At 53.5% G+C, this 11,453-nt stretch carries 12 protein-coding genes; 4 read left to right on the top strand and 8 right to left on the bottom strand.

Annotation, left to right across the window (positions count from 1 at the left end; translation table 11 throughout):
* The 4 genes from ftsP to KQJ18_RS17135 form a co-directional block, all read right to left on the bottom strand.
* Window positions 1-900, bottom strand: a 900-nt coding sequence (gene ftsP / locus KQJ18_RS17150; protein WP_216422369.1) for a cell division protein FtsP, incomplete at its 3' end; no start/stop codon positions are given.
* Between the two features lie 71 nt (window positions 901-971).
* Window positions 972-1,709 (bottom strand): 1-acylglycerol-3-phosphate O-acyltransferase, encoded by a 738-nt coding sequence (gene plsC / locus KQJ18_RS17145; RefSeq protein WP_038633894.1) that lies wholly within the window; start codon window positions 1,707-1,709, stop codon window positions 972-974.
* A 194-nt stretch (window positions 1,710-1,903) separates the two neighbouring features.
* Window positions 1,904-4,162, bottom strand: a complete 2,259-nt coding sequence (gene parC / locus KQJ18_RS17140) for a DNA topoisomerase IV subunit A (protein ID WP_087856819.1) — start codon at window positions 4,160-4,162, stop codon at window positions 1,904-1,906.
* Between the two features lie 118 nt (window positions 4,163-4,280).
* On the bottom strand, window positions 4,281-4,676 hold the full coding sequence (locus tag KQJ18_RS17135; protein ID WP_038633899.1) for a YgiW/YdeI family stress tolerance OB fold protein: 396 nt from the start codon (window positions 4,674-4,676) through the stop codon (window positions 4,281-4,283).
* A gap of 151 nt (window positions 4,677-4,827) precedes the next feature.
* Between KQJ18_RS17135 and qseB the strand changes: the two genes are divergently transcribed.
* The 4 genes from qseB to KQJ18_RS17115 all read left to right on the top strand — a co-directional run bounded on the left by qseB (window position 4,828) and on the right by KQJ18_RS17115 (window position 7,869).
* Window positions 4,828-5,487 carry a quorum sensing response regulator transcription factor QseB gene (qseB, locus tag KQJ18_RS17130; RefSeq protein WP_032940770.1) on the top strand — a complete coding sequence of 220 codons (660 nt, stop codon included), beginning with the start codon at window positions 4,828-4,830 and terminating at the stop codon, window positions 5,485-5,487.
* Window positions 5,484-6,833, top strand: coding sequence for a quorum sensing histidine kinase QseC (qseC, locus tag KQJ18_RS17125; RefSeq protein WP_069324346.1), 1,350 nt, complete (start codon window positions 5,484-5,486; stop codon window positions 6,831-6,833). Before qseB ends, qseC begins: the two co-directional genes overlap by 4 nt.
* Window positions 6,834-6,942: 109 nt before the next feature.
* Window positions 6,943-7,524 (top strand): NAD(P)H-dependent oxidoreductase, encoded by a 582-nt coding sequence (locus tag KQJ18_RS17120; RefSeq protein WP_006688047.1) that lies wholly within the window; start codon window positions 6,943-6,945, stop codon window positions 7,522-7,524.
* Between the two features lie 30 nt (window positions 7,525-7,554).
* Window positions 7,555-7,869 carry a putative quinol monooxygenase gene (locus KQJ18_RS17115; RefSeq protein WP_069324347.1) on the top strand — a complete coding sequence of 105 codons (315 nt, stop codon included), beginning with the start codon at window positions 7,555-7,557 and terminating at the stop codon, window positions 7,867-7,869.
* 99 nt (window positions 7,870-7,968) lie between these two features.
* Here KQJ18_RS17115 and parE read toward each other — a convergent pair whose 3' ends face one another.
* The 4 genes from parE to KQJ18_RS17095 all read right to left on the bottom strand — a co-directional run.
* Window positions 7,969-9,861, bottom strand: a complete 1,893-nt coding sequence (parE, locus tag KQJ18_RS17110; protein ID WP_005123094.1) for a DNA topoisomerase IV subunit B — start codon at window positions 9,859-9,861, stop codon at window positions 7,969-7,971.
* Between the two features lie 28 nt (window positions 9,862-9,889).
* A complete protein-coding gene (yqiA, locus tag KQJ18_RS17105; RefSeq protein WP_038633915.1) occupies window positions 9,890-10,471 on the bottom strand; it encodes an esterase YqiA in 582 nt (193 codons plus the stop codon).
* Window positions 10,471-11,298 carry a 3',5'-cyclic-AMP phosphodiesterase gene (gene cpdA / locus KQJ18_RS17100; RefSeq protein WP_069324348.1) on the bottom strand — a complete coding sequence of 276 codons (828 nt, stop codon included), beginning with the start codon at window positions 11,296-11,298 and terminating at the stop codon, window positions 10,471-10,473. The genes yqiA and cpdA overlap by 1 nt, the downstream gene beginning before the upstream one ends.
* Window positions 11,299-11,322: 24 nt before the next feature.
* A partial coding sequence (locus KQJ18_RS17095) for a DUF1249 domain-containing protein (protein WP_182562166.1) occupies window positions 11,323-11,453 on the bottom strand: 131 nt, incomplete at its 5' end.

Below are 11,453 nucleotides of genomic sequence, written 5' to 3'. Positions count from 1 at the left end.
AGATGTGTATAAGAGACAGGTAATAGAGACCTCATTACCGTTAGTCATATCCACCAGGATCTCACGACGTTCGCCTGGCGCCAGCGAGAGCTGTTTCAATGAAACAGGCGCGGGTAAAAAGCCCTGATCGCTGGAAATCACATGCAGCGCGCGGCCATCGCTCATTTGCAGCTGGTAACGACGCGAGTTTGACGCGTTCAGCAAGCGCAAGCGTACCCAGCCGCGGGAAACTTCGACATACGGGCTTTGCGCCCCGTTAACCAGCAGCGTATCCCCAACAAAACCGCCGCTACCGGGTTCGCTGTATTCCGGCGTACCAAAGTTGTCCAGACGCTTGTCCTGGATAATGATCGGAAAATCATCCACGCCGTAATGGTTGGGAATAGACAGGGATTTACTGACCTCATCTTCAACCAGCCACATCCCGGCAAGACCATTATAGACCTGCTGGGCAGTACGATTTGGCGTATTGGCGTGATACCACAGCGTGGCGGCATTCTGGCGGATCGGCAGCACTGGCGCCCAATCCGCATTAGGGGACATCATGCGCGCCGGGCCCCCCATCAGCGGACCAGGTACCTGTAATCCGGCGACGGTCATCGAGACATTTTCTGTCAGACGATTGCTGTAAATAAGCTTGACGTCATCCCCTTTCCAGACGCGAATTGTCGGTCCCAGGTAGCGGCCGTTAATCCCCCAGACAGGCGCGCGCGTGCCTTGTGTAAAGGACCAATGCGCGCGTTGCAGCGTCATAAATAACGGCTGCCCCCGACGAGACTCCAGCAGTGGAGGCACAGGTAACGGTTGTTGCTGACCGGCAGCATTAGCCTTCAGCGGAACAGCACCTGCACACAGTGCGATCCCCGATGCCTGAATGAACTGACGCCGACTGAATGACATATAAACTCCATGAAAAACTGGCGATTAACACGCAGGAAATCTTTTCCTGTAAAAAAACCGAATTGTGCGGATTAAACCTTACCGGCGGCTTCCCGCTCAGCAACTTCTTTATCGAGTTCTGCGATTTTTTGTTCCATCAGCGAGCGGCAATGCGCTGCCAGTTCACGAACCTGATCTTTACCAAAGTGGCTAATATCCACCGGCGGCAACATCTCTACAATCGCCAGACCATTATTGAGTCGGTTTAATTTGATCTTGTTCGAGGTTGTAGAAACGCAGACTGGAATGACCGGAACGCCTGCAGCAATCGCCGCATGAAACGCGCCGGTTTTAAACGGCAGCAGACCACGGCCGCGGCTGCGCGTCCCTTCCGGGAACATCCAGATAGAAATACGACGTTTTTTGAAATGGTTCACCACGGCTGCAATGGTGCTGTGCGCTTTAGCACGGTTGTTTCTGTCGATCAACAGGTTACCGGTTAACCAGTACAGTTGCCCGAAGAACGGGATCCACAGCAGGCTTTTTTTACCCACCGTTACCGTCGGCGGCTGAACGATATTCGAAGCGGTAACCATGTCATAGTTGTTCTGATGGTTACAAATATAGATAGCATTACCATAATTCTGCGCGTCTGCCGGCATGCGGCACTCGACCTTCAGGCCATAAAGGGGAGCCAGGCGGCCAAACATATGACCGAACGTTGCGACGTGTTTTGGATTCCGTGGGCTGAACAGACAGTATATACAACCGAAAATACAGACCAGAATGCAGTAAATAACAGTAATGATTAAACGAAAAATATATAACATAACAACCTCTAAGGCCTAAGAGCCTGGCATTTTACGTCACCGGATACATAACTCTGCATCAGGTTAGGGCTTTGTTAAGGCGGCTCTCTGGAAAAGCGTATTGTTAATCGCAACGCACGAATAAACAACGGTTTTACGGGAAATTTTAACGTTGGCTCTCCCTGAGCGAAAGCAGGGAGAGCCGGGCAGTCGCGTTATTCTTCGCTATCGCCCTGACTGGCGCGTCGAGGCGAGTCAATTTCAATGCGATCGATACGCTGTAGACCACGCATCAGCGTGCCGCGACGACCGCGTTCGCCGGTCACTTTCTGCAACTCTTCAGGACGCAGTTTAATTTTGCGTTTACCGACGTGAATAGTCAGCGTGCTTTGCGGCGGCAGCACATAGAGCAGCGCCAGGCCATCTTCGCCTTTCGCCGCTTCTGCTGAAGGGATATTGATAATCTTGTTCCCTTTGCCTTTCGACAGTTGCGGCAAATCGCTCACCGGGAACATCAACATCCTACCGGCCATCGTTATCGCCAGCAGCATATCGGTTTCATCTTCAATCACCACCGGCGGCATAACGCGTGCATTTTCAGGCAGCGTAATCAATGCCTTACCCGCACGGTTACGTGCTACCAGATCGTTGAAGGTACAGACAAAACCGTAGCCCGCATCGGATGCCATCAGCAGTTTCTGATCGTCGCCTTCCATCAGCATATGCTCCACCGTCGCGCCCGGCGGCAGCGTGAGCTTACCGGTCAATGGTTCGCCCTGACCACGTGCCGACGGCAGCGTAATCGGGTCGATGGCGTAGCTGCGTCCGGTCGAGTCAACGAACACCACCGGCTGGTTGCTCTTGCCCTTCACTGCCGACTTAAAGCTGTCGCCCGCTTTATAGCTTAATCCTGGCGCATCAATGTCGTGGCCTTTGGCGCTACGCACCCAACCACTCTGAGACAATACAATGGTCACCGGCTCAGACGGCAGCATGTCGTGCTCGCTCATCGCCTTCGCTTCTTCGCGTTCCTGCAGCGGGGAGCGGCGATCGTCGCCATAGGCCTCGGCATCGGCCTGCAGCTCTTTCTTCAGCAGGTTATTCATTTTACGCTCGGAAGCGAGAATGGCCTGCAGTTGATCGCGCTCTTTCGCCAGTTCATCCTGCTCACCGCGGATTTTCATCTCTTCGAGTTTGGCCAGATGGCGCAATTTCAGCTCAAGGATAGCTTCAGCCTGCGTTTCAGAAATGCCAAACCGCGACATCAGCTCAGGCTTAGGTTCATCTTCATGACGAATAATCTCGATCACTTCGTCAATGTTGAGGAACGCCACCAGCAAACCTTCAAGGATATGCAGGCGCTTAAGCACTTTTTCCAGACGATAGTTCAGGCGACGACGCACGGTATCACGGCGGAACGCCAGCCATTCGGTGAGGATCTCCAGCAGGTTTTTCACCGCCGGGCGACCGTCGAGGCCAATCATGTTCAGGTTGATACGGTAGCTTTTTTCCAGATCGGTGGTGGCAAACAGGTGGTTCATTACCTGTTCCATATCCACGCGATTGGAGCGCGGGACAATCACCAGACGGGTCGGGTTTTCGTGATCCGATTCGTCACGCAGGTCGTCAACCATCGGCAGCTTTTTGTTGCGCATTTGAGCAGCGATCTGCTCCAGCACTTTTGCCCCGGAAACCTGATGCGGCAGCGCGGAAATCACCACCGCGCCATCTTCTTTCGTCCATACCGCGCGCATACGCACGGAGCCGCGTCCGTTTTCGTAAATCTTACGAATTTCCGCACGCGAGGTAATAATCTCGGCTTCGGTCGGGTAATCCGGCCCCTGCACGATGTCCAGCAGTTGATCGAGCGTTGTTTTCGGCTGCTCAATCAGCGTAATCGCCGCTTTGGCGACTTCTCGCAGGTTATGCGGCGGAATGTCCGTCGCCATACCAACGGCAATACCGGTCGTACCGTTCAGCAGAATATTTGGCAGACGCGCAGGCAGCATCTTTGGCTCCTGCATGGTGCCGTCGAAGTTTGGCACCCAGTCCGACGTTCCCTGGCCGAGTTCACCCAGCAGGACTTCCGCATATTTAGACAAGCGGGATTCGGTATAACGCATCGCCGCGAAGGATTTGGGATCGTCCGGCGCCCCCCAGTTTCCTTGACCATCAACCAGCGGATAACGGTAAGAGAACGGCTGCGCCATCAGCACCATCGCTTCATAGCAGGCGCTGTCGCCGTGCGGGTGGTATTTACCCAACACGTCACCGACGGTACGGGCGGATTTTTTAAATTTGGCGCTGGCATTCAGCCCCAGTTCGGACATTGCATACACAATGCGACGCTGAACGGGTTTCAAACCATCGCCAATAAATGGCAACGCCCTGTCCATGATGACGTACATGGAGTAGTTCAGATAGGCGTTTTCCGTGAATTCATGCAGCGCCAGGCGCTCTGCCATATCGCTCATTAATCGTGGTTCCTCAACTTTGTACCCCTCTATTGAAGGGCAATATTGCCGCAGATACTACCCTATCTGGCGTGTTGAGTCACAAAGAAAAGGGCCGCGAATGCGGCCCTGATGGGGATTATTTAGCAACTTTGCTAATCTGTTTCACGTCGATTTCAACGGAGTTCCAGTCTTTATCCACTTCGCCCTGGATCTCAACCACATCCTGCGGGGTTACGGTTACGCCGTTCCAGCGCTTATGGTCAATATCCACATTCACCGTGCCGGTCGCATCTTTAAACACATACAAATCGTCGGAAATACGCTCAACGATGTTCCCACGCAAGGTAACCCAAGCGTCATCGCGCAGCGATTTAGCACTTGCTACCGTCGTGATGCTGCCGTTCGGGCCGACAAACCCGCCGCTTTGGCTTTGCGTAGTCGTCGTTGGCCCAGAGAAGCCGCCCTGCTGCGCTGCCAGAACAGGTGCGGAACACAGTGCCATTACGGCAACCATTGCAGCTAATTTTTTCATCGTCATGTCTCCCTTTCATGTTGGTTTACGACTATTAAATAAGTTAATCCTTAACAAGTTCTTAAGGAAAAAAAAGATTCTTTTTTGCTGTACAGATGCGGCGGCGACAAGGTTTACTGACGGCAAAGAGAGTTTTCGCAGGGAAGAATATATGCGCATTTTACTGGTTGAAGATGATACGTTGATTGGCGATGGCCTTAAAACCGGTCTGAGTAAAATGGGTTTTAGCATCGACTGGTTTACCGAAGGACGTCAGGGGAAAGAAGCACTCTACAGTGCCCCGTATGATGCGGTAATCCTCGACCTGACGCTGCCAGGCATAGACGGACGGGATATCCTGCGCGAGTGGCGAGCCAACGGGAAGCAGGAACCGGTGCTGATCCTGACCGCCCGCGACGCGCTGGCAGAACGCGTTGAAGGCTTACGCCTGGGCGCGGACGACTATCTGTGTAAACCCTTCGCGTTGATTGAAGTTGCCGCTAGGCTGGAGGCGCTGGTGCGTCGTGCCAGCGGCCAGGCCAGCAACACATTACGCCATGGCGAGGTGACGCTTGATCCCGGGGCGCTGGTCGCCACGGCGGCTGGCGAACCGTTGTCTCTTAAGCCCAAAGAGTTCGCGCTGCTGGAGCTGCTTATGCGTAACAAGGGCCGCGTCCTGCCCCGCAAACTGATTGAAGAAAAACTGTATACCTGGGACGAAAACGTCTCCAGCAATGCGGTTGAAGTACACGTCCATCACTTACGCCGTAAGCTCGGCAGCGACTTTATCCGTACCGTGCATGGCATTGGCTACACCCTGGGTGACGCATGAAACTCGCACAACGTCTCAGCCTGCGCATCAGGCTAACGCTTATCTTTATGATTTTGGTTTTAGTGACCTGGTTGATTTCCAGCTTTGTCGCCTGGAAGCAAACCACCGACAACGTGAATGAGATGTTCGACACGCAGCAAATGCTGTTCGCCAAGCGTCTGGTCACGCTGGATCTTGATGAACTCAAAGCCTCTGAACGCATCGCGCATACCCCGAAAAAATTCAAACATGGTCATATTGACGACGATGTACTGACCTTTGCGGCCTACACGCCAGAAGGGAAAATGGTTCTTCACGATGGCGACAATGGCCAATACATTCCCTACAGCTATCGCCGGGAAGGTTTTGACGATGGCTATCTGAATGGCGACAACGATAAATGGCGTTTTGTCTGGCTGACTTCCGCAGATAAAAAGTATCGAATCGTTGTCGGGCAGGAATGGGAATATCGTGAAGATATGGCTTTAGCGATTGTAACAGCACAATTGGTGCCGTGGTTGGTTGCTCTGCCGCTGATGCTGTTAATCCTGATTGTGTTGTTAAGTCTTGAACTTAAGCCACTGAAGAAACTGGCGCAGGCGCTACGTTTACGCGACCCGGAATCAGAAGAACCGCTCAGTTTGAAAGGCATTCCTGGCGAGGTCCGCCCGTTGGTTGAATCACTCAACCAACTTTTCACCCGTATTCATACCACCATGGTGCGTGAACGGCGCTTTACTTCAGATGCCGCTCACGAGTTGCGTAGTCCATTGACGGCGCTGAAAGTGCAAACCGAAGTGGCGCAACTGTCTGACGATGACCCGCAGGCACGGCAAAAAGCCTTAATGCAGATGCAGGCCGGGATCGATCGCGCCACGCGTCTGGTCGATCAGTTACTGACGCTTTCGCGCCTTGACTCCCTCGACAATCTTCAGGATGTGGCGGAAATCTCGCTGGAGGAGTTGCTGCAATCTTCGGTGATGGATATCTACCATTCGGCCCAGCAGGCGCATATTGACGTACGTTTGCAGATTAACGCGCACGGCATCACATGTACCGGGCAACCGCTGTTACTCAGCCTGATGGTGCGAAATCTGCTGGATAATGCGATTCGCTATAGTCCACGGGGAAGTATTGTGGAAGTGACGCTCAACGCCCGCAATTTTAGCGTCAAAGATAATGGTCCAGGTATTGCGCCGGAAGTTCTGATGCACATTGGAGAACGCTTTTATCGCCCACCGGGGCAAAGCGTGACCGGCAGCGGTCTGGGGCTGTCAATTGTCCGTCGCATCGCGACCTTACACAGAATGTCAGCCTCGTTTGGTAATGCGCCGCAAGGCGGCTTTGAAGCTAAAATCAGTTGGTAACTGCGTTATTATTGCGCAGTCAGCAAAAGACTTTGCACATTTTGCTAATTTCACCGTACCGATCATCAGCGTAGAATCGGCCTCAAACGTTATTCTTTGAGGACACAAAATGAGCAACATCCTGATTATCAACGGTGCGAAAAAATTTGGCCATTCTAATGGGCAATTGAATGACACCCTGACCGAGGTCGCGGACGGTATCCTGCGCGACCTCGGGCATGATGTTAGAGTCGTACGCGCTGACAGCGACTATGATGTGCAAGCAGAAGTGCAGAACTTCGTCTGGGCAGACGCAGTTATCTGGCAAATGCCGGGTTGGTGGATGGGCGCGCCGTGGACGGTGAAGAAATACATTGATGACGTGTTCACTGCCGGGCACGGTACGCTGTACGCCAGCGATGGGCGCACGCGTTCAGATGCGTCAAAAAAATACGGTTCCGGCGGACTGATTCAGGGCAAAAAATACATGCTGTCTCTGACCTGGAACGCGCCGATGGAAGCCTTCACGGAAAAAGATCAGTTCTTCCATGGCGTTGGGGTTGATGGCGTTTATCTCCCATTCCATAAAGCAAACCAGTTCCTGGGAATGGAAGCGCTGCCGACCTTTATCACCAATGACGTGATTAAAATGCCGGATGTCCCGCGTTATATCGCAGAATATCGCAAGCATCTGAACGAAATTTTTGGTTAACTGGTAACCTGGAATTAGAAGGAGTTAACCATGCTTACCGTTATTGCAGAAATCCGTACACGTCCAGGTCAACATCACCGCCAGGCGGTACTGGATCAGTTCGCTAAAATCGTTCCGATCGTTTTACAGGAAGAAGGTTGCCACGGCTACGCGCCGATGGTCGATCATGCTGCTGGCGTCAGTTTTCAGACTACAGCCCCGGATTCAATCGTCATGATTGAACAGTGGGAAAGCATCGCCCACCTTGAAGCGCATTTGCAGACTCCGCATATGAAAGCCTACAGCGAAGCCGTCAAAGGCGATGTGCTGGAGATGAATATTCGTATTCTGGAGCCGGGCATTTAAGTTATTGTTCTGGCCGCCGGGCCAGATAAGCGTACGCCATCGGGCATGATGACCTTGCCGGATGGCGGCACAAACCGCCTTATCCGGCCTACATACCCCTTACCCTTCGAGATCCGCCAGGTCGCCTTTCTCCTGCAACCAGTTACGACGATCTTCAGAACGCTTCTTGGCCAGCAGCATATCCATCACTGCGTTGGTGCGCTGATCGTCTTCATCATCAATGATGAGTTGCACCAGGCGACGAGTGTTCGGATCCAGCGTGGTTTCGCGCAGCTGCATCGGGTTCATTTCACCCAGACCTTTAAAGCGCTGCACGTTCGGCTTGCCTTTCTTGCGCTTTAACTGTTCCAGTACGCCCGCTTTTTCTTCTTCCGTCAGCGCGTAATAGACCTCTTTGCCGAGGTCGATACGGTATAACGGCGGCAGCGCCACGTACACGTGACCGTGTTTCACCAGCGTGCGGAAGTGTTTCACAAACAGTGCGCACAGCAGCGTGGCGATGTGCAGACCATCGGAGTCCGCATCCGCCAGGATACAGATCTTACCGTAACGTAACTGGCTCAGGTCGTCGCTGTCCGGATCGATACCGATCGCCACCGAAATATCGTGAACTTCCTGCGAGGCCAGCACTTCATCGGAAGAGACTTCCCAGGTATTGAGGATCTTACCTTTGAGCGGCATGATCGCCTGATACTCACGATCGCGCGCCTGTTTGGCCGATCCGCCCGCTGAGTCACCTTCGACGAGGAACAGTTCGGTGCGATTGAGATCCTGTGCGGTACAGTCCGCCAGTTTCCCCGGCAGCGCCGGACCGCTGGTCAGCTTTTTACGCACCACTTTTTTCGCCGCGCGCAGACGACGCTGGGCGCTGGAAATCGCCATCTCAGCCAGCAGTTCGGCTGACTGCACGTTCTGGTTCAGCCACAAGCTGAAGGCATCTTTCACCACCCCAGAGACAAATGCCGCGCACTGGCGCGAGGAGAGGCGCTCTTTGGTTTGCCCGGCAAACTGCGGATCCTGCATTTTCACCGACAGCACATAGGCACAGCGATCCCAGATATCTTCCGCCGACAGCTTCACGCCCCGCGGCAGAATATTGCGGTATTCGCAGAACTCGCGCATCGCATCCAGCAGGCCCTGACGCAGACCGTTAACATGCGTACCGCCCTGCATGGTCGGGATCAGGTTTACATAGCTTTCGGTCAGCAGCTCGCCGCCTTCCGGCAGCCAGAGCAGCGCCCAGTCAACGGTCTCCGTCTCACCGCTAAAATTACCGATAAACGGTTTTTCCGGCAGGGTAGGCAGGCCATTCACCGCTTCGCTCAGATAATCATTCAGACCATCCTGGTAGCACCAGCGCTGTTCGCTATTGTTGACCTCATCTTTAAAGGTGATCTCAACACCCGGACACAATACCGCTTTAGCTTTCAGGACGTGCGTTAAGCGCGAAACGGAAAAACGCGGGCTGTCGAAGAAGGTTTCATCCGGCCAGAAGTGCACGCTGGTTCCGGTATTGCGTTTACCGCAGGTCCCGACAACCTGTAAATCCTGCACCTTATCGCCGTTCTCAAACGCGATGTTGTACACCTGCCCGTCGCGACGCACGTTTACTTCCACACGCTTCGACAGAGCGTTGACCACGGAGATACCCACCCCATGCAAGCCACCAGAGAACTGATAGTTTTTATTGGAGAACTTACCACCCGCATGTAAACGGCAGAGGATCAACTCAACCGCCGGAACACCTTCTTCAGGGTGAATGTCTACTGGCATGCCGCGGCCATCATCAATGACCTCCAGAGATTGGTCGGCATGTAAGATCACGTCCACACGTTTTGCGTGGCCCGCCAGTGCTTCATCCACACTGTTATCAATCACTTCCTGCCCAAGGTGGTTCGGACGGGTCGTATCGGTGTACATCCCAGGGCGACGGCGTACCGGCTCAAGCCCAGTGAGTACCTCAATGGCATCAGCGTTATAAGTTTGCGTCATGGTTTAAATAAGCAGTTCGAATTGATCGTCAGAAACTGTGCAGTCCAAGAAAATCGACAATCTGGTTGAAATAATCTTCGAAGCCCGTGAATGCGTGGTTTCCGCCCTCAGTAACTGTCTGGCGGCAGGAGGCGTAATACGCCACCGCCTGGCGGTAGTCCAACACTTCATCGCCCGTTTGTTGGAGCAACCAGATCAAATCCGGCGCTTCCAGCGGGTCAATCTGCATGACTTTAAGATCGTAAATATGGCGTGACTCTAGCACATATTGCTGCCCGGTGTAGGGGTTCTCGTTTTGACCGAGATAGTCGACCAGCAGTTCATAAGGCCGTACCGCCGGGTTCACCACCACCGCTGGCAGCATAAAACATTGTGACAGCCAGGTGGCGTAATAGCCGCCCAACGAGGAACCGACAATCCCCAGCGACTCGCCGCCATGCTCAAGAACGATCGATTCCAGCATCTCTGCGGCCTGAGCAGGATACGGCGGCAGCTGCGGTACAATCATCTCAACGTGCGGATGGTGCTCCGCCAGCCAGCTTTTCAGCAAACATGCCTTCGCCGAACGAGGAGAACTGTTAAATCCATGAAGATAAAGAAGCGTAGACATCAGTAACCTTCTGAAGCGGTATCAGGGTGAAACCGATTACCCTGCAGACGACACACCTGAGTCTGCAACGTACCGTCAGCAAACAGCTCCAGCGTACGCCAGCCGGGGCTGATGGTATCTAACGTGAAATTAGAACAATGCGGCTTAAACTGCACGCAGGTCGATGGCGTCGCCAACAGGCGGCGACCGTTCCAGTCCAGATCCAGTTCCTGATGAATATGCCCACACAGCAGATACTTCACGCGCGGATAGTTCACCAGCACGTTGTCCAGTTCGGCGGCATTGCGCAGACTGTGCTGATCGAGCCAGCTGCAGCCCGCTGGCAGAGGATGATGATGCAGAAGCAGCAAGGTATTGCGTTCAGGCGCATCGGCAAGTTTACGCTCCAGCCATTCGAGCTGAAATTCGCTTAACTCGCCGTGGGGAACGCCAAACACCTGGCTGTCCAGCAACAAGATTTGCCACTGTTCGCCAATGAAGACGCGCTTAGCCGGGGAAATGCCCGCGTCCTGCAGCGAGCTGTACATTGCAGGCTGAAAATCATGATTACCCGGGAGCCAAACGCAGGGCGCACGAAAACTTGCGATGCCCTCAGCAAAATGCTGATAAGCCGCAGCGGATTGATCCTGCGCCAAATCGCCAGTCGCGACGATCAGATCGAACTCTGGCGACTCAGCATGTATTGCATCCAGTACGGATTGATAGCTGTCCCAGGTATTCACACCCAGCAGCGTTTCATGCTTTTCGGCAAACAGGTGAGTGTCTGTAATTTGTAAGATCCTGACTCTGGCCTCACCAGCCAAAGGAAGGGTTAACAGGCTTTCCAAATGGTGTCCTTAGGTTTCACGACGCTAATAAACCGGAATCGCCATCGCTCCATGTGCTAAACAGTACCGTAACCAGTCGGCCAGAAACTGGTTAATTTGATGCTTTTCGTCGCGTTGATGCAACTTTTTATTTGGATAATCATACCGTGCTTTGA

Origin of the sequence: Citrobacter sp. S55_ASV_140 (genome assembly GCF_018919505.1) — a bacterium.
GTDB lineage: Bacteria > Pseudomonadota > Gammaproteobacteria > Enterobacterales > Enterobacteriaceae > Citrobacter > Citrobacter werkmanii.
This window is presented reverse-complemented; position numbering and strand designations above follow the sequence as displayed.

Coding starts and splice junctions, on each gene's coding strand:
- KQJ18_RS17135 (WP_038633899.1), bottom strand. CDS start 4,676: ATGAAAAAATTAGCTGCAATGGTTGCCGTAATGGCACTGTGTTCCGCA.
- qseB (WP_032940770.1), top strand. CDS start 4,828: ATGCGCATTTTACTGGTTGAAGATGATACGTTGATTGGCGATGGCCTT.
- plsC (WP_038633894.1), bottom strand. CDS start 1,709: ATGTTATATATTTTTCGTTTAATCATTACTGTTATTTACTGCATTCTG.
- KQJ18_RS17115 (WP_069324347.1), top strand. CDS start 7,555: ATGCTTACCGTTATTGCAGAAATCCGTACACGTCCAGGTCAACATCAC.
- yqiA (WP_038633915.1), bottom strand. CDS start 10,471: ATGTCTACGCTTCTTTATCTTCATGGATTTAACAGTTCTCCTCGTTCG.
- parC (WP_087856819.1), bottom strand. CDS start 4,162: ATGAGCGATATGGCAGAGCGCCTGGCGCTGCATGAATTCACGGAAAAC.
- qseC (WP_069324346.1), top strand. CDS start 5,484: ATGAAACTCGCACAACGTCTCAGCCTGCGCATCAGGCTAACGCTTATC.
- parE (WP_005123094.1), bottom strand. CDS start 9,861: ATGACGCAAACTTATAACGCTGATGCCATTGAGGTACTCACTGGGCTT.
- KQJ18_RS17120 (WP_006688047.1), top strand. CDS start 6,943: ATGAGCAACATCCTGATTATCAACGGTGCGAAAAAATTTGGCCATTCT.